The organism is Cupriavidus sp. GW823-FHT06D04, from assembly GCF_058795055.1.
Map to the genome: position 1 here is coordinate 560,753 of NZ_JBXAHL010000001.1, position 17,215 is coordinate 577,967.

15 protein-coding genes are annotated in these 17,215 nt (G+C 68.5%); 11 read left to right on the top strand and 4 right to left on the bottom strand.

Features of this window, described 5'->3' with window-relative positions; genetic code table 11:
- Nucleotide 1 precedes the first annotated feature (1 nt).
- From pcnB to AC1Q7H_RS02655, 6 genes are all read left to right on the top strand, one after another.
- Entirely contained in the window at nt 2-1,543 is a 1,542-nt protein-coding gene (gene pcnB, locus AC1Q7H_RS02630) for a polynucleotide adenylyltransferase PcnB (protein ID WP_013957910.1), read from the top strand.
- Nucleotides 1,544-2,083, top strand: a complete 540-nt coding sequence (gene folK / locus AC1Q7H_RS02635; protein ID WP_013957911.1) for a 2-amino-4-hydroxy-6-hydroxymethyldihydropteridine diphosphokinase — start codon at nt 1,544-1,546, stop codon at nt 2,081-2,083. It abuts the gene before it with no gap.
- Between the two features lie 56 nt (nt 2,084-2,139).
- Nucleotides 2,140-2,781 carry a deoxynucleoside kinase gene (locus AC1Q7H_RS02640; protein WP_013957912.1) on the top strand — a complete coding sequence of 214 codons (642 nt, stop codon included), beginning with the start codon at nt 2,140-2,142 and terminating at the stop codon, nt 2,779-2,781.
- 99 nt (nt 2,782-2,880) lie between these two features.
- A complete protein-coding gene (gene panB / locus AC1Q7H_RS02645) occupies nt 2,881-3,702 on the top strand; it encodes a 3-methyl-2-oxobutanoate hydroxymethyltransferase (protein ID WP_114133772.1) in 822 nt (273 codons plus the stop codon).
- A 4-nt stretch (nt 3,703-3,706) separates the two neighbouring features.
- Nucleotides 3,707-4,405 carry an ABC transporter permease gene (locus AC1Q7H_RS02650; protein WP_013957914.1) on the top strand — a complete coding sequence of 233 codons (699 nt, stop codon included), beginning with the start codon at nt 3,707-3,709 and terminating at the stop codon, nt 4,403-4,405.
- Entirely contained in the window at nt 4,402-5,100 is a 699-nt protein-coding gene (locus AC1Q7H_RS02655) for an ATP-binding cassette domain-containing protein (RefSeq protein ID WP_013957915.1), read from the top strand. The genes AC1Q7H_RS02650 and AC1Q7H_RS02655 overlap by 4 nt, the downstream gene beginning before the upstream one ends.
- A 3-nt stretch (nt 5,101-5,103) precedes the next feature.
- On the opposite strand, the gene pabB is transcribed toward AC1Q7H_RS02655, so the two are convergent.
- The 4 genes from pabB to AC1Q7H_RS02675 form a co-directional block, all read right to left on the bottom strand.
- On the bottom strand, nt 5,104-7,038 hold the full coding sequence (gene pabB, locus AC1Q7H_RS02660) for an aminodeoxychorismate synthase component I (protein ID WP_211980267.1): 1,935 nt from the start codon (nt 7,036-7,038) through the stop codon (nt 5,104-5,106).
- A 229-nt stretch (nt 7,039-7,267) separates the two neighbouring features.
- Complete coding sequence (gene dnaJ, locus AC1Q7H_RS02665; protein WP_211980268.1) at nt 7,268-8,416, bottom strand: molecular chaperone DnaJ; 1,149 nt, start codon at nt 8,414-8,416, stop codon at nt 7,268-7,270.
- Between the two features lie 171 nt (nt 8,417-8,587).
- Complete coding sequence (gene dnaK, locus AC1Q7H_RS02670) at nt 8,588-10,537, bottom strand: molecular chaperone DnaK (protein ID WP_013957918.1); 1,950 nt, start codon at nt 10,535-10,537, stop codon at nt 8,588-8,590.
- Nucleotides 10,538-10,726: 189 nt separating this feature from the next.
- A complete protein-coding gene (locus tag AC1Q7H_RS02675; protein WP_492377800.1) occupies nt 10,727-11,293 on the bottom strand; it encodes a cob(I)yrinic acid a,c-diamide adenosyltransferase in 567 nt (188 codons plus the stop codon).
- Between the two features lie 327 nt (nt 11,294-11,620).
- Here AC1Q7H_RS02675 and AC1Q7H_RS02680 point away from each other — a divergent pair, with 327 nt between their 5' ends.
- From AC1Q7H_RS02680 to AC1Q7H_RS02700, 5 genes are all read left to right on the top strand, one after another.
- Complete coding sequence (locus tag AC1Q7H_RS02680) at nt 11,621-13,051, top strand: FAD-binding oxidoreductase (RefSeq protein ID WP_492380942.1); 1,431 nt, start codon at nt 11,621-11,623, stop codon at nt 13,049-13,051.
- Between the two features lie 14 nt (nt 13,052-13,065).
- Complete coding sequence (locus AC1Q7H_RS02685) at nt 13,066-13,956, top strand: LysR substrate-binding domain-containing protein (protein ID WP_114133744.1); 891 nt, start codon at nt 13,066-13,068, stop codon at nt 13,954-13,956.
- A 12-nt stretch (nt 13,957-13,968) separates the two neighbouring features.
- Entirely contained in the window at nt 13,969-14,499 is a 531-nt protein-coding gene (locus tag AC1Q7H_RS02690; protein WP_013957922.1) for a GNAT family N-acetyltransferase, read from the top strand.
- A 252-nt stretch (nt 14,500-14,751) separates the two neighbouring features.
- Nucleotides 14,752-16,266 carry an FAD-linked oxidase C-terminal domain-containing protein gene (locus AC1Q7H_RS02695; RefSeq protein WP_153953729.1) on the top strand — a complete coding sequence of 505 codons (1,515 nt, stop codon included), beginning with the start codon at nt 14,752-14,754 and terminating at the stop codon, nt 16,264-16,266.
- An 8-nt stretch (nt 16,267-16,274) separates the two neighbouring features.
- Nucleotides 16,275-17,192 (top strand): ion transporter, encoded by a 918-nt coding sequence (locus AC1Q7H_RS02700; protein ID WP_153953728.1) that lies wholly within the window; start codon nt 16,275-16,277, stop codon nt 17,190-17,192.
- Nucleotides 17,193-17,215 lie beyond the last annotated feature (23 nt).

Genomic DNA, 17,215 nt, shown 5'->3' on the forward strand with positions numbered 1-17,215 from the left:
CGTGATCAAGAAGCTAATTACCCGGCTGCTGGGCAAACCCGGCCCCAAGCTGCGCCGCACCGGCCATGCCCATACGCCGCGCATTGTCGGCGCCGACGAACACCAGATCGACCCCGCGCTGCTGTCGCGCAATGCCGTCAAGGTCACCTCCACGCTGCAGCAGGCCGGCTACCAGGCCTACATCGTGGGCGGCGCGGTGCGCGACCTGCTGCTCGGCATCAAGCCCAAGGATTTCGACGTCGCGACCAACGCCACGCCCGACCAGGTGCAGGCGCTGTTCCGGCGCTCGCGCATCATCGGGCGGCGCTTCCAGATCGTGCACGTGACCTTCTACGGTGGGCGCGAGCAGGAAATCATCGAGGTCTCGACCTTCCGCGCGCTGGTCGACGCCATCGCCAGCGAGACCCTGCCCGAAGGCCGCCGCCTGAAGCGCGCCGAGCTCGACAGCAAGACCCATGCGATCGATGCCTCGGGCCGGGTGCTGCGCGACAACGTGTGGGGTTCGCAGGCCGAAGACGCGGAACGCCGCGACTTCACCATCAATGCGATGTACTACGACCCGGCCGCGCAGACCGTGCATGACTACCATCACGGCATGGAAGACATCCGCGCGCGCACGCTGCGCATGATCGGCGACCCGGTCACGCGCTATCGCGAAGACCCGATCCGGATGCTGCGCGTTGTGCGCTTCGCCGCCAAGACCGGCTTCGACATCGACGAGGCCACGCGCCACCCGATCGCCGGCCTGGCCTCGCTGATCCACAACGTGCCCAGCGCGCGCCTGTTCGACGAGATGCTCAAGCTGCTGATGTCCGGCCACGCCTGGGCCTCGCTGCAGGAGCTGCGCAAGGCCGGGCTGCACCAGGGCCTGCTGCCGCTGCTGGACGTGGCGCTGGAGCAGCCCATGGGCCAGCGCTTCGTGCAGCTGGCGCTGGACAACACCGACCGCCGCGTGCAGGCCGGCAAGCCGGTCTCGCCGGGCTTCCTGTTCGCCGCGCTGCTGTGGCACCACGTGCTGCAGCGCTGGACCAGGCTGCGCGAGGAAGGCGAGCACGCCATCGCCGCGCTGAACACCGCCATGGACATGGTGCTGGAAAAGCAGACCGGCCAGCTGGCGATCCAGCGCCGCTTTGTCACCGACATGCGCGATATCTGGGGCATGCAGCCGCGCTTTGAAAAGCGCGTGGGCCGCATGCCGTTCCGGCTGCTGGAATCGCCGCGCTTCCGTGCCGGCTTCGACTTCCTGCACCTGCGCTGCCAGTCGGGCGAGCTGCCCGAGGAACTGGCCGCCTGGTGGCAGGACTTCCAGGACGCCGACCCGGGCGAGCGCGAGGACCTGATCGACGCGGTACGCGGCGCGCGCGGCCCGAGTGGTCAAGGCGGCCAGGGCAGTCAAGGTGGCCAGGGCGCCGAGGGCGAAGGCCCGGCACGCAAGAAGCGCCGCCGGCGCGGTCCGCGGAAATCGGATAAAGTGTCTTCCCGGAGCGACACGGACGCGGGCGAGGCAGCACATGCCGGCCCCGGCCAGCCGGAGGAAACCTAAATGACGCTTGCCTTCATCGGCATCGGGGCCAATCTTGGCGATGCCCGCCAGGCCATCAAGGACGCCATCGTGTGTCTGGCCCAGCAGGTCGGCATCACGGTGCTGGCGCGCTCATCGCTCTACCGCACCGCCCCGGTCGATGCCGGCGGCGACGACTACTACAACGCGGTGGTCAAGGTGCAGACCTCGTTCACCGCGGCGCAGCTCCTGCGCATCTGCCACCACATCGAAGACCAGTTCGGCCGCGAGCGGCCGTTCCGCAACGCGCCGCGCACGCTGGACCTGGACCTGCTGCTGTTCGGCGACGAGCAGCACGACCACGAGCACCTGACGGTGCCGCACCCGCGCCTGACCGAGCGCGCCTTCACGCTGGTGCCGCTGCTAGAGCTGGATGCCGCGCTGGCCATCCCCGGGCGCGGACGCGCCGCCGACTACCTGGCCGGCGTGGGCGCGCAGCGCATCGAGAAGGTGTCCACCTGCAAGTGCCTGCGCATGCAGGCCGCCGCCGGCGGGACCGGCGATGGCGGCACCCCTGGCTGACCCCGCCCGGCGGCGCCCGCGGCGCTGCCATCCACCCCACTGAAGCCCGGAGCGCCATGCTCGATCACCTGCGCCGCATCGTCGTCGAAGGCCCCGTCGGATCCGGCAAGACCTCGCTGGCCCAGCGCCTGGCGCGCACGCTGCAGGCCCAGGAACTGCCCGACAGCGCGCGCCGCAGCCCCTTCCTCGAACCCTTCTACCGCGATCCCGCGCGCCATGCGCTGGCGCTGCAGCTGTGGTGCCTGACCCAGCGCGCGGTGCAGCTGCAGCAATGGCAGGCGGGGGTGCTGGCCGGCCAACGCATGGTCACCAATTTCCTGATGGCCAAGGATCGGCTGCACGCGGCGCTGACGCTGTCCGACGACGAACTGGCGCTCTACGACGCCATCGCCGCACGCCTTGACCTGCCGCCGCAGCGCGCCGACCTGGTGATCGTGCTGCAGGCCGCCCCGTCGCTCTTGCGCGAGCGCATCGTGCGCCGCGGCGAGCCTGGCGAGGCCGGCATCGACGAACACTATCTGCAGCGCCTGGCCGGCGCCTACGGCGAATTGTTCCACCGGTACGACGACGCCCCGGTGCTGGTCGTCGACACCGCCCACTTCAATCCGGTGGACAATGATGACGATTTCCGTACACTACTGTCGCGCATCGAAAACATGCGCGGCCGCAAGGCCTTTCTCAATCTCGCTGCGCCCTGACAGGCTCCGCCTGCCAGACCCAACACAATAACGACGGCTGTCGTTGCCGTGCGGGCGGCCCTCCCGGCACCGGCAAAGCCGTCCTATATGGGCACTGCCATGAGCTACCTCCTCGATCCCTCCCGCAAGACCATCACGATTCCCAAACTGCAGGCGATGCGTGACGCCGGCGAGAAAATCGCCATGCTGACTGCGTACGACTCCAGCTTCGCCGCGCTGCTCGACTACTGCGGCGTGGAAATGATCCTGGTCGGCGATTCGCTGGGCAATGTGATGCAGGGCCAGCAGACCACGCTGCCGGTCACGCTGGAACAGATGGCCTACCACACCGAATGCGCGGCGCGCGGCAACCAGACCGCGCTGCTGCTGACGGACCTGCCGTTCGGCACCTATCCCACGCCTGAGGCTGCGTTTGCCAGTGCGGTCACGCTGATGAAGGCCGGCGCGCAGATGGTCAAGCTCGAGGGCGGCGACTGGCTGGCGCCGATCGTCAAGTTCCTGGTCGAGCGCAGCATCCCGGTATGCGCGCATATCGGCCTGACGCCGCAGTCGGTGCACGCGCTGGGCGGCTTCAAGGTGCAGGGCAAGACCAACGCCGGCGCGGCCCAGCTCAAGCGCGACGCGCTGGCGCTGCAGGCCGCCGGCGCGCAGGTGGTGCTGATGGAGGCTGTGCCCGCGGCGCTGGCCGGCGAGATCACGCAATCGCTGACGGTACCCACCATCGGCATCGGCGCGGGCGCGGACTGCACCGGCCAGGTGCTGGTGCTACAGGACATGCTCAATATCTACCCGGGGCGCAAGGCCAAGTTCGTGCGCAACTTCATGGACGGCCAGACCTCGATCGAGGCAGCCGTGCGCGCCTACGTGGCCGCCGTCAAGGACGGCAGCTTCCCCGCCGCCGAGCACACCTTCTCCGCCTGACCCGGTGGAGATCGGCACCGCCACCGCCGACGCCTTCCGCCTGCTGGCCAGCGGCGACGCCGGCCTGTGGTTCATCGTCTGGACCTCGCTGATGGTGGCGGTGCTGGGGCTGGCGCTGGCCACGGTGCCGGCGATCGCCGCCGCCTGGCTGATCGCCACGCGGCAGTTCCCGGGCCGGCGCGCAGTGGTGGTGGTGGCGCAGGCCTTCCTGTCGTTTCCGACCGTGCTGGTCGGGCTGATCCTCTACCTGCTGCTGACGCGCCAGGGCCCGCTGGGCAGCCTGCACCTGCTGTTCACGCCAGCGGGCATGGTGCTGGGGCAGGCGGTGATCGGCTTCCCGGTGGTGCTGGCGTTTGCGCTGTCAACCCTGCAGGGCGCCGACGTGCGCCTGCGCGAGACCGCTTGGGTGCTGGGCGCAGGGCGCTGGCGCACCTTCCTGACCGTGATCCGCGAGCTGCGCTTCGGGTTGATGGCGGCGGTGGTCGCCGGCTTCGGGCGCGTGATTGCCGAGGTCGGCTCGGCGCTGATGATCGGCGGCAATATCGAAGGCTCCACCCGCACCATCACCACGGCCATTGCGCTGGAAACCAGCAAGGGCGAGTTCGCGGAGGGCATTGCGCTGGGCATCGTGCTGGTGGCGCTGGCGCTGCTGGTCAATATCGGCATGGCCTGGCTGCAGGGTGCCGGAGGCTTCCGCCGATGACTCCCTCAGTTGCCCATGACCACAGCCCGCTGCTGACCGTGCGCGGGCTGGCGCGCACCATCGGCCTGCGCAAGCTCTTTGCCATCGACAGGCTGGTGATCCCGCGCGCCACGGCGATCGTGCTGACCGGCATGAACGGCGCCGGCAAGACCACGCTGCTGCGCATGCTGGCCGGGCTGGAGCCGGCACCCGGCGCCAGCGCGCAGTGGACCGACGCCCGGGGCCAGGCACACGACGCCCCCCTCACTCCGCTGCCGCCGGCGCTGCGCCAGCGCATCGCCTACCTGCATCAGCACCCTTACCTGTTCCGCACCTCGGTGCGCGAAAATATTGCCTACGGCCTGCATGCACGCGGGATGCCGCGCGACGAGATCGCCCGCCGCGTTGGTGAGGCGCTGGGCTGGGCCGGCGTGTCGCACCTGCAGGACACCGCGCCCGAATACCTGTCCGGCGGAGAGATCCAGCGCGTGGCACTGGCGCGCGCCAAGGTGCTGGAGCCGGAGCTGCTGCTGCTGGATGAGCCCACCTCGAGCCTGGACGGCCATGCGCGCGAGCAGGTGATTGGGCTGGTCGGCGACCTGGCCGCCGAAGGCCGCACCGTGGTGATGATCTGCCACGACCGCGAGCTGATCAACCTGCCGGGCGTGGTGCGCTGGAAGCTGGGCGACGGCGTGCTGGACACGCACCACCCTTAGTCTTCAGGCTTTCTGACTCAGCGTCGCCGCCATCGCGCCGCGCAAGGCGTTGACCAGGACGATGGCCTCGGCGCGCGCGAGCATCGCGCGCGTGATCACGGCTTCCGTCACCGCTTCGCCGGGGGCGCCCAGCGTCGCCCCACCCTCGTCCAGCACCACCGCGCGCATCACGCCGGGCAGGATGTCGGCCGACAGCGGCGGCGTCAGCCAGCGGCCATCGATGCGGACGAAGACCGAGCTGCGCCCGCCTTCCAGCAGTTCACCGCGCGTGTTGAAGAACAGCCGGTCAAAGCCGCCGGCACGCTCGGCGGCCTGCCAGCCCGCATCGAACACTGCGCGCGCGCTGGTCTTATGGCGGCGCAGCGGGTCGGCGGCGGGTAGTGGCTCGGGGGCAATGTCGATCCTGACCGGACCGGCCGGCATCGGTGCCACCGCGCCGCTGGCAAATGCGAGCGCGCCGCACTTGTCCACGCTCATACGCAGGCGCCATGTCCCCGCGCCCAGCTGCGCTACCTGCGCGGCCACTGCGGTGCGTGCCGCATCGGCATCGAAAGCGAAGCCGAACGTATGCGCCGAAGCGCCAATGCGCGCAAGGTGCCGCGCCAGGTAAAGGCACTCGCCGTCCTGCACGCGCATGGTTTCGAACAGCGTCAAGCCGGGATCGTGCCGCGTCAGGAAACGCGCCTTCCAGCCGCATTCATCGAATTCCTCCGCCGCGACGCTGTCATGGACGATGCCGCCGCCCACGCCCATTTCACCCGCGCGCAGGCCGGTGTCCGCGAGAGGCGCCAGTACCAGCGTGCGGATTGCCACCGACAGCGCGAACGGTCCCGCGGTGCTTTCGTCAGTTGGCGCATCAATCCAGCCGATCGCGCCGGTGTACAGCCCGCGCGGCGCGCCTTCCAGCTCGGCGATGATCTCCATGGTGCGCCGCTTGGGCGCGCCAGTGATGGAGCCGCACGGGAACAGCGCCGCCATCAGCGCGCCAAAGCGCGTGCCGGACCGCGCCGTCGCGGTGACGGTAGAGGTCATCTGCAGCACCGCACCAAACGGCTGCACCGCAAAGCGCTCCGGCACCGCCACGCTGCCCGGCTGCGCGATGCGCCCCAGGTCGTTGCGCAGCAGGTCGACGATCATCACATTCTCGGCGCGGTTCTTGGCATCGGCGGCCAGCGCGGCGGCGGCCTGCGCATCGCGCACGGCATCGCCCGAGCGCGGCGCGGTGCCCTTCATCGGCCGGGTCAGCAGGTGGCCCTGGCCGTCGTGGCGCACGAACAGCTCGGGCGACAGCGACAGCACCGTGGCGCCATCCGGCAGGCTGGCCAGCACGCCATACGGCACCGGCTGCGCGGCGCGCAGCGCGGCGTACAGCGCCACCGGGTCGCCAAAGGCATCGAAGTGCAGGCGCTGGGTATAGTTGACCTGGTAGGTGTCGCCGGCTTCGATCCACTGGTGGATGCGGGCGATGGCGTCGTCGAAGGCCTCGCGGGAGGTATCGGAGGCCACCTCCATCAGGCCCGCTGGCTTGGGGTCGGCTTTCGATTGCAGCCACGCCGTGACCGCCGCGGCATCGAGCCGGCGCAGGTTGCGGAACCACAGCAGGCGCAGCGCGCCGTTGTGGAACGGCATCTCGTTACCGGTATGCACCGGGGCGTCGACCAGTGCGCCGCCGAATTCGTAGGGGGCAAACAGAGTGGCATGCCAGCCCTGGCGCCAGCCGTCGGCAAGCACGGTGTCGAGCTGCGCGATGTCGCTGCCGGCGGGCAGCACGTCTTCGCGAATGAGGCCGGTGTAGAGGCGTGATGCGGCTTGCGCCGCCGGGGCCGTGGCGTCGTCGAGAAGGACGAAGGCCTCTCCGCTTGCTGGCGGCGTGCTCCCCTCGCCCGCTTGCGGGAGAGGGGCCGGGGGAGAGGGCGGGGGCTGGATGCTTGCTACCACGGGAAATCGTCAGGAAAAACAGGATTGCCGGCGCCGCCGGCATGGAAGGCAGTGATGCATTATCGCGCGGCGCAAGCGTGGTGGGCGATGGGCGCGCCTGCCCTCTCCCCCAGCCCCTCTCCCGCAGGCGGGAGAGGGGAGCAAACCAGCGGTTCGCAGACGCGGAGCGCCGCGCCAAAAACAAAACCGGCCACGCTCGCACGTGGCCGGTCCGATACTGCAAACCCGGTCAGCTGAAGAAGCTCTTCACCTTGTCCAGCCAGGATTGCTCCTGCGGGCTGTGGCGCGAGCCGCCCTCATGCACCGAGCGGTCGAACTGGCGCAGCATATCCTTCTGCGCCTCGGTCAGCTTGACCGGCGTCTCCACATTCACATGCACATAGAGGTCGCCCGGATAGCCCGAGCGCACGCCCTTGATGCCCTTGCCGCGCAGGCGGAAGGTCTTGCCCGACTGGGTGGCTTCAGGCACCGGGAAGGTGGCCTTGCCGCTCAGCGTCGGCACTTCCAGGTCGCCGCCCAGCGCCGCGGTGGCGAAGGAGATCGGCATCTGGCAGTGCAGGTCGTCGCCGTCGCGCTCGAACATCGGGTGCGCCTTGATGTGGACTTCCACATACAGGTCGCCCGGGGGGCCGCCGTTGATGCCCGGCTCGCCGTTGCCCGATGAGCGGATGCGCATGCCTTCGTCGATGCCGGCCGGGATCTTCACTTCCAGCGTCTTCTGCGACTTCAGCTTGCCCTGGCCGTGGCACTTGGTGCAGGGCTTGGGGATGAACTTGCCGCTGCCGTGGCACTTCGGGCAGGTCTGCTGCATGGTGAAGAAGCCCTGCGACACGCGCACCTGGCCGGCGCCGTGGCAGGTCGGGCAGGTTTCCACGCTCGAGCCCGGCTCCGCGCCATTGCCGTGGCAGTGGTCGCAGTCGTCCCAGTGCGGCACGCGGATCTGCGCCTCGTGGCCGTGCGCGGCCTGCTCCAGCGAGATCTCCATGCTGTAGCGCAGGTCGGCGCCGCGATAGGCCTGCGGACCGCCGCCGCCACCGCGGCGGCCACCGGCCTGCTGGCCGAAGATGTCGCCGAAGATATCGCCGAAGGCCTCGGCGAAACCGCCGTAGCCCTGCGCGCCGCCAAAGCCGCCCGCCATGTTCGGATCCACACCGGCATGGCCGTACTGGTCGTAAGCTGCCTTCTTCTCCGGGTCGGAAAGCATCTCGTAGGCCTCTTTGACCTCCTTGAATTTTTCCTCGGCGATCTTGCCGTCCTTGCCCTCCGGATTGCGGTCCGGGTGGTACTTCATCGCGAGCTTGCGATAAGCCTTCTTGATCTCGTCGTCGCTCGCGTTCTTGCCTACCCCGAGCACTTCGTAATAGTCACGTTTTGCCATGGTGGCTCAAACCCTTTTGGCCGGCACGCGCATGCGGCGCGATACCGGCGAATAGCAAAAAAGCCGAGCGAGGCATCCGACGGCGGTTTCCCGCTGGGTCCGATGGCCGCGCCCGGCGTCGGGGCGGGAGCGGTGCCGGCCAGTGCCTGCACCGCCGCCCGCGTGTCCCGATTACTTCTTGTCGTTGACTTCCTTGAATTCGGCGTCCACAACGTTGTCGTCCTGCGGCTGCGCCTGCTGGCCACCGGCCGCGCCGGCACCGGCAGCACCGGGCGCGGCACCTTCGCCGGCCTTGGCCTGCATGTCCGCGTAGACCTTCTCGCCCAGCTTCTGGCTGACTTCGGACAGCGCGTTGACCTTGGCGTCGATCTCGGCCTTGTCGCCGCCGCGAGCGGCGTCTTCCAGTTCCTTGATCGCGGCTTCGATCTTTTCCTTCTCGCCGCCTTCCAGCTTGTCACCGTATTCGGTGAGCGCCTTCTTGGTCGAGTGGATCAGCGCGTCGGCCTGGTTGCGGGCGTCAGCCAGCTCACGGGCCTTCTTGTCTTCCTCGGCGTTGGCCTCGGCGTCCTTGACCATGCGCTGGATCTCGTCTTCCGACAGGCCCGAGTTCGCCTTGATGGTGATCCGGTTTTCCTTGCCGGTTGCCTTGTCCTTGGCGCCCACGTGCAGGATGCCGTTGGCGTCGATGTCGAACGACACTTCGATCTGCGGCGTGCCACGCGCTGCGGGCGGAATGCCTTCCAGGTTGAACTCGCCCAGCAGCTTGTTGCCGGAGGCCATTTCACGCTCGCCCTGGAACACCTTGATGGTCACCGCCGGCTGGTTGTCGTCGGCGGTCGAGAACACCTGCGCATGCTTGGTCGGGATGGTGGTGTTCTTGGTGATCATCTTGGTCATCACGCCACCCAGGGTTTCAATACCCAGCGACAGCGGCGTCACGTCCAGCAGCAGCACGTCGGTACGGTCGCCCGACAGCACCGAGCCCTGGATCGCGGCACCGACGGCCACGGCTTCATCCGGGTTCACGTCCTTGCGCGCTTCCTTGCCGAAGAACTCCTTGACCTGTTCCTGCACCTTGGGCATGCGGGTCATGCCGCCGACCAGGATCACGTCGTCGATGTCGCTGACCTTGACGCCCGCATCCTTGATAGCGATGCGGCACGGCTCGATGGTGCGCGTGATCAGCTCTTCCACCAGGGATTCGAGCTTGGCGCGGGTCATCTTCAGGTTCAGGTGCTTCGGACCCGAGGCATCGGCCGTGATGTACGGCAGGTTGATCTCGGTCTGCTGCGAGCTCGACAGTTCGATCTTGGCCTTTTCAGCGGCTTCCTTCAGGCGCTGCAGCGCGAGCACGTCCTTGGACAGGTCCACGCCCTGGTCCTTCTTGAACTCGCTGATGATGTAGTCGATGATGCGCTGGTCGAAGTCTTCGCCGCCCAGGAACGTATCGCCGTTGGTCGACAGCACCTCGAACTGCTTCTCGCCGTCCACGTCCGCGATCTCGATGATCGAGATGTCGAAGGTGCCGCCGCCGAGGTCATACACGGCAATCTTGCGGTCGCCCTTCTCGTTCTTGTCCATGCCGAACGCCAGCGCGGCCGCGGTCGGCTCGTTGATGATGCGCTTGACGTCCAGGCCGGCGATGCGGCCGGCGTCCTTGGTGGCCTGGCGCTGCGAGTCGTTGAAGTAGGCCGGCACGGTGATCACGGCTTCGGTCACCGGCTCGCCGAGGTAGTCCTCGGCCGTCTTCTTCATCTTGCGCAGCACTTCGGCGGACACCTGCGGCGGCGCCAGCTTCTGGTCGCGCACCGACACCCATGCGTCGCCGTTGTCGGCCTTGACGATGGAATACGGCATCAGGCCGATGTCCTTCTGGACTTCCTTCTCTTCGAACTTGCGGCCGATCAGGCGCTTGACCGCGTACAGCGTGTTGCGCGGATTGGTGACGGCCTGGCGCTTGGCCGGCGCGCCGACCAGGATTTCGCCGTCTTCCATGTAGGCGATGATCGACGGGGTGGTGCGGGCACCCTCCGAGTTTTCGATGACCTTGGGGGTGTTGCCTTCCAGGATCGCGACGCAGCTATTGGTGGTACCGAGGTCGATACCGATGATCTTACCCATTATTCTCTCCTCTTGAGCCAGCGCTATCCGCGCGGCTGCAATTCAACCTGAGGCCGAAATGTGGCCGTCCGGGGGCTTTTCAAGGGCATAACCGGCAAATCCGAGTAATTTTCTCGGTTTATGCACGCTTTCAACGGCATCTGCCGCCGCAGGTTAAGCCGGCGGCGCGGCGCGGTCGCCGAAAGTGGCTTATTCCATACCTTCTGGCGCGTCGCGGTCGCGCTGCCACAGCACGTCCGAACCGCCCCCGGCCCGGTTCAGCACCCGCGCCAGCACGAACATCAGGTCCGACAGCCGGTTCAGGTACTGGCGCGGGGCCTCGTTCAGCGGCTCGGCCGCGCCCAGCGCCACCAGCGCGCGTTCGGCACGGCGGCACACGGTGCGGCAGACATGGGCCTGCGCCGCGGCGCGGCTGCCGCCCGGCAGGATGAATTCGGCCAGCCGCGGCAGGTTGGCGTTGTAGTCGGCCAGCCAGGTGTCGAGCTGCGCCACTTGCTCAGGCTTGAGCAGGGTGTAGCCCGGGATGGACAGCTCGCCACCCAGGTCGAACAGGTCGTGCTGAATATGCAGCAGCGCGGCGCGCACGTCGTCCGGCAGGGCCTCGGTCAGCAGCACGCCGACGTGGCAGTTGAGTTCGTCGACGTCGCCGATGGCGGCGATGCGCAGGCTGTCCTTGCCGGTGCGGCTGCCGTCGCCCAGGCCGGTGGTGCCGGCGTCGCCGGTGCGGGTGGCAATCTTGGACAGGCGGTTGCCCATGCCGGTCTCCTCGTAAGCGTGTGGTAGTCGTGGTCCGCCCTGCAACGCGGGCGCCAGGGGGAAAGACGCATTATCGCGCCGGACCGCCTCGGCGGGCCAAGCTCTTGTGTCCCGGCGCTGGCTGTGCGGCTATCGGCCAGTACCAGCCGGCCGCCGACCGCCGCGGCGCCCCGCCAGGGTGCATGAGCCGCCGCGCGGCGTAGAATGCCGGTAGCCCTTATTCATCGTCCATTCGATCACCGGGTCGCGCCCCTGCCGGCCAGACCGGAGCTTGCTCCGGAGCGCCGCCGCCGGCACCAACGTCGCGCCGACCCGCCGGAGACCCGCATGAACCACCCCACGCCGCCCGCCACGCTCGCCCGCCGTCCGCTGCCGCCCGCCTTCAGCGACGCCCTGGCGGCTCGCTTTGGCGACCGCTTCACCACCTCCGCCGGCGTGTGCGAACACCACGGCCGCGACGAATCCCCGTTCCCGCCGGCCGTGCCCGACGCCGTGGTCTTCGCCCACAGCACCGAGGAAGTGGCCGAGGTGGCGCGCCTGTGCAACCAGCATGGCGTGCCGCTGATCCCGTACGGCGCCGGCTCATCGCTGGAAGGCCATCTGCTGGCCGTGGCAGGCGGCATCAGCCTGGACCTGTCGCAGATGAACCGCGTGCTGGCGGTGCAGCCCGAGGACCTGACCGTGACCGTGCAGCCCGGCGTCACGCGCAAGCAGCTGAATCAGGAAATCAAGGACACCGGCCTGTTCTTCCCGATCGACCCGGGCGCCGATGCCTCGCTGGGCGGCATGTGCGCCACGCGCGCCTCCGGGACCAACGCGGTGCGCTACGGCACCATGCGCGAGAACGTGCTGGCGCTGACGGTGGTGACCGCCGACGGCCGCGTGGTCCGCACCGGCACGCAGGCGCGCAAGTCGGCGGCGGGCTATGACCTGACCCGGCTCTTTATCGGCAGCGAAGGCACGCTCGGCATCATCACCGAGGTGACGGTGCGGCTCTACCCGCAGCCGGAAGCGATCTCCGCCGCGGTGTGCGCCTTCCCCAGCATGGGCAGCGCGGTGCAGGCCGTGATCCAGACCATCCAGCTGGGCGTGCCGGTGGCGCGCGTGGAGTTTGTCGATGCGCTGGCGATCCGCGCCATCAACCGCCACGACAACCTGACCCTGCCCGAGACCCCCCACCTGTTCTTCGAATTCCACGGCACCGAGGCCGGCGTGCGTGAGCAGGCCGAGACCGTGCAGCAGATCACCGCCGAGCACGGCGGCCAGGGCTTCGAATGGGCCACGCGCCCGGAGGACCGCAGCCGGCTGTGGAACGCACGCCATACCGCGTACTTCGCCATGCTGCAGCTCAAGCCGGGCTGCAAGTCGGTGACTACCGACGTGTGCGTGCCGATCTCGCGCCTGGCCGACTGCGTTACCGAGACCGAGAAGGACCTGAACGCCTCGGCGCTGCCCTGCCCCATCGTCGGCCATGTCGGCGACGGCAACTTCCACGTGGCGATCCTGGTCGACCCCGACAAGCCCGAAGAGATGGCCGAGGCCGAGGCCATCAACCAGCGCATCGTCGAACGCGCGCTGGCGATGGGCGGCACCTGCACCGGCGAGCACGGCGTCGGCCTGCACAAGCAGCGCTTCCTGGTGGAAGAACACGGCGAGGACGCGCTCGACCTGATGCGCGCGATCAAGGACGCGCTGGACCCCAACCACATCCTGAACCCGGGCAAGATCTTCAGCGCCACGCGCGCGGGCACGCAGTAAGGCGTACCGGGCAGATGGCCTCCATGTTCAACCGCGTCCCGCCGCTGCACCTGCTGATCGCCTTCGAGGCCGCGGCGCGCCTGGGCAGCTTCGCGCGCGCGGCCGAAGAGCTGTCGGTCACGCCCAGCGCGGTCTCGCACCGCATCAAGAACCTCGAGGAGCTGTGGGGCGAAGACCTGTTCGTGCGCGCCAACGCCGCGCTGCGGCTGACCGCCGCCGGCACGCGCTACCTGCGCAACGTGCAGGACGCGCTCAAGTCGCTCAACGAGCTGGCGCGGCCCGAGTACAACAAGCTGCGCACCCGGCTGCGGGTGGCGATCCCGCCCACCTTCGGGCGCCAGCACCTGGTGCCGCGCCTGCCTGAATTCGGCGCGCTGTATCCGCATATCGACCTCGAGCTGCACCTGGCAATCCCATTCCTGGACGTCAAGGCCGAGGACACCGATGTCGAGATCCGCTACGGCACCGGCCGCTACCCCGACCTGAAGACCACCCGGCTGCTGGTCGAGCCGGTGTTCCCGGCGTGCGGCCGCGAATACTACGAGCGCGTCAACGGCCGCGCCATCACCAAGCCCGAGCACCTGCACGGCCTGGTGCTGCTGCGCAGCCCGCTGGAGCCGTGGAAGCCGTGGTTCGAGACTGCCGGGCTGGACTGGGCCGAGCCGCAGACCGGGCCGCAGTTCAATGACATCGGCCTGATGCTGGAGGCGATCGCGTCCAACCAGGGCGTGGCGCTGGTGCGCCAGCGCATGGCGCGGCACTGGCTGTCGCTGGGGCAGATGGTGCGGCTGCTGGATGTGGAATCGGTCTCGCCGCACGGCTACTACATCGTCGAGCGCGAACAGGCTCCGCTCAAGCCCGAGGCGCGCTATTTCGTCGACTGGCTGCTGAGCCTGGACTGGTAGGAGACCGACCCCATGGAAATCCGTTTGCTGACCCCCGCCGATGCCGCCGCCTTCCAGGCGCTGCGGCTGCAAGGCCTGGCCGAAGCGCCGGAGGCCTTCGCTTCCAGCCTGGAGGAGGAACAGGACCGGCCGCTGGAAGTCGTCGCCGCGCGCCTGGCCGCGACCGAGGGCAAGGCCGTGTTCGGCGCCTTCGTTGACGGCACCGATGACACCGCGCTGGCCGGGGTGGTCGGGGTGATGCGCGAGGAAAACGCCAAGCACCGGCACAAGGCCTTTATCTGGGGCATGTACGTGGCCCCGGGCTGGCGCGACCGCAAGCTCGGCCGCGCGCTGATGGAGCGGGCCATGGAACAGGCCGCCGCCATGCCGGGCGTGCGCCAGGTGACGCTGTGCGTCAATGCCGGCAGCGCGGGCGCGGTGCAGCTGTATGAGTCGCTCGGCTTCGTGCGCACGGGGCTGGAGCCGGATGCGCTGTACGTCGCGCCGCACTTCCACGACAAGCTCGATATGGTCTGCTTCCTGCCGCAGCCGCCGGCACGCTGAGTCCAGACGGGCCGCCTTCCCTGCACCCGCGCCGCGGTGTACGCTGGACTTGCGTCCCATGCCAGGCGTGATTTCCCGCGCAGCCATGATGAGCATTTTTGATCGGCCTGCCATGCGGAATTCACGTCTCCCATGGTGCCCGCGCCAGGTGCCCTGCGCTATAGTCACCCGTCCCCCGCGGCAGGCCCTGCATTGCCGCGACCGGCAGGCCGCGCACCGGCCGCCATCCAGGAGGCCCCAGAGGAGTCGTTCATGAATGCCCCGCACGAAGCCCAAACCATCGCCCCCGACGGCGCCCATGCCACGGCCGAAGGCCGCCGCAGCGCGCTGCTGGCCGGCCTGGCGCAGATCCTGCCGGATGCCGCGCTGCTGTGGAAGCCGGAAGACACCGTCCCCTATGAATGCGACGGCCTGGCCGCGTACCGCCAGGTGCCGATGGCCGTGGCCCTGCCCGACACTGAAGAACAGGTCTGCGCGATCCTGCGCTTGTGCCACAAGCTGGGCGTGCCGGTGGTGCCGCGCGGCGCCGGCACCAGCCTGTCGGGCGGCGCCATGCCAATCGCCGAGGGCCTGGTGCTGTCGCTGGCCAAGTTCAAGCGCATCCTGTCGGTCGATCCGTACTCGCGCACCGCGGTGGTCCAGCCGGGCGTGCGCAACCTGGCGATCTCCGACGCCGCCGCACCCCACAACCTGTACTACGCACCGGACCCGTCCTCGCAGATCGCCTGCACCATCGGCGGCAACGTCAGCGAGAACTCCGGCGGCGTGCACTGCCTGAAGTACGGCCTGACCGTGCACAACGTGCTGCGCGTGCGCGCGGTGACGATGGAGGGCGAGGTGGTGGTGTTCGGCTCCGAGGCCCCCGACTCGCCGGGCCTGGACCTGCTGGCCGTGCTGATCGGCTCCGAAGGCATGCTGGCCGTGGTCACCGAGGTCACGGTGCGCCTCATCCCCAAGCCGCAGCTGGCGCAGGTGATCATGGCCTGCTTCGACGATGTCGAGAAAGGCGGCAACGCCGTGGCCGACGTGATCGCCGCGGGCATCATCCCGGCGGGACTGGAGATGATGGATAAGCCCGCCACAGCGGCAGTGGAGGAATTCGTGCATGCGGGCTATGACCTCGATGCCGCCGCCATCCTGCTGTGCGAGTCCGACGGCACCCCGGAAGAAGTGGCCGAGGAAATCGAGCGCATGAGCGAAGTGCTGAAGGCTTCGGGCTGCACCCGCATCGTGGTCTCGCAGAACGAGGCCGAGCGGCTGCGCTTCTGGAGCGGCCGCAAGAACGCCTTCCCCGCCGCGGGCCGGATTTCGCCCGACTACTACTGCATGGACGGCACCATCCCGCGCAAGCACATCGGCACGCTGCTCAAGCGCATCGAGGAGATGGAGCGCAAGTACGGCCTGCGCTGCATCAACGTGTTCCATGCTGGCGACGGCAATATGCACCCGCTGATCCTGTTCGATGGCTCGGACCAGGACGAATGGCACCGCGCCGAGTTGTTCGGCGCCGACATCCTGGAAACCTGCGTCGAGCTGGGCGGCACCGTCACCGGCGAGCACGGCGTGGGCGTGGAGAAGCTCAACTCGATGTGCGTGCAGTTCTCGCCCGCCGAGCGCGACGCCTTCTTCGGCGTCAAGGCCGCCTTCGACCCGGCGCGACTGCTCAACCCGGACAAGGCCATCCCCACGCTGGCGCGCTGCGCGGAGTACGGCAAGATGCATGTGAAGCGCGGCCTGCTGCCGCACCCGGAACTGCCGCGCTTCTGAGCCACGCCATGTCCAGCCCACGCCGACGCCAGCAGCAGGAAGCGTTCATCCGCCAGCGCCTGGGCCAGCCCGAGACCGGCTGGCGCCAGCGCTGGTACACCATCATCTTCGAGGCCGATACCCGCGAAGGCCGGCTCTTCGATGTCGCGCTGCTGCTGGCCATTGTCGCCAGCGTGATGGTGGTGATGCTCGACAGCCTGCCCGCGGTGAACAACCGCCTCGGGCAGCTGTTCACCGTGCTGGAATGGATGTTCACGCTGTTCTTCACGGCCGAGTACATGATGCGCATCCTGGTGGTGCGCCGGCCGTGGCGCTATGTGTTCAGTTTCTACGGCATCATCGACTTCGTCTCGATCATGCCGACCTGGCTGGCTTTCTTCCTGCCCGAGCTGCATTTCCTGATCGATGTGCGCCTGTTGCGGCTGCTGCGCGTGTTCCGGATCCTGAAGCTGACCGTGTACTTCGAGGAAGCCGAGATCCTGTACCGCGCGCTGGTCAACAGCCGGCGCAAGATCTTCGTGTTCCTGGGCACGGTGTTCATCATCACGGTGATCCTGGGCACGGTGATGTACGTGGTGGAAGGTCCGCAGCACGGTTTCACCAGCATCCCGGTCAGCATGTACTGGGCGGTGGTGACGCTGACCACCACGGGCTTCGGCGACATGGTGCCCAAGACTCCGCTGGGGCAGTTCATCACCTCGCTGACCATCCTGCTGGGCTACGGCATCATCGCCTTCCCCACCGGCATCGTCGGCGCCGAGCTGGCCGCCAGCATCCTGAAGCGGCCGCTCACCACGCGCACCTGCACCCATTGCCTGACCGAGGGCCACGAACCCGACGCCGGCTACTGCAAGCATTGCGGCAGCCAGCTGCCCGAATACCAGAACGACCGGCCGGAAGTGCCCGGCGGACCTGCCGGCTCCTGAGCCGGCCTTCCCTACCCCACGAC

What these genes read in the sequence shown, in the direction of transcription:
- AC1Q7H_RS02655 (WP_013957915.1), top strand. Translation starts at nt 4,402, where the DNA reads ATGACTCCCTCAGTTGCCCATGACCACAGCCCGCTGCTGACCGTGCGC.
- AC1Q7H_RS02640 (WP_013957912.1), top strand. Translation starts at nt 2,140, where the DNA reads ATGCTCGATCACCTGCGCCGCATCGTCGTCGAAGGCCCCGTCGGATCC.
- AC1Q7H_RS02680 (WP_492380942.1), top strand. Translation starts at nt 11,621, where the DNA reads ATGAACCACCCCACGCCGCCCGCCACGCTCGCCCGCCGTCCGCTGCCG.
- AC1Q7H_RS02690 (WP_013957922.1), top strand. Translation starts at nt 13,969, where the DNA reads ATGGAAATCCGTTTGCTGACCCCCGCCGATGCCGCCGCCTTCCAGGCG.
- AC1Q7H_RS02675 (WP_492377800.1), bottom strand. Translation starts at nt 11,293, where the DNA reads ATGGGCAACCGCCTGTCCAAGATTGCCACCCGCACCGGCGACGCCGGC.
- AC1Q7H_RS02695 (WP_153953729.1), top strand. Translation starts at nt 14,752, where the DNA reads ATGAATGCCCCGCACGAAGCCCAAACCATCGCCCCCGACGGCGCCCAT.
- AC1Q7H_RS02700 (WP_153953728.1), top strand. Translation starts at nt 16,275, where the DNA reads ATGTCCAGCCCACGCCGACGCCAGCAGCAGGAAGCGTTCATCCGCCAG.
- dnaK (WP_013957918.1), bottom strand. Translation starts at nt 10,537, where the DNA reads ATGGGTAAGATCATCGGTATCGACCTCGGTACCACCAATAGCTGCGTC.
- panB (WP_114133772.1), top strand. Translation starts at nt 2,881, where the DNA reads ATGAGCTACCTCCTCGATCCCTCCCGCAAGACCATCACGATTCCCAAA.
- folK (WP_013957911.1), top strand. Translation starts at nt 1,544, where the DNA reads ATGACGCTTGCCTTCATCGGCATCGGGGCCAATCTTGGCGATGCCCGC.
- dnaJ (WP_211980268.1), bottom strand. Translation starts at nt 8,416, where the DNA reads ATGGCAAAACGTGACTATTACGAAGTGCTCGGGGTAGGCAAGAACGCG.
- AC1Q7H_RS02685 (WP_114133744.1), top strand. Translation starts at nt 13,066, where the DNA reads ATGGCCTCCATGTTCAACCGCGTCCCGCCGCTGCACCTGCTGATCGCC.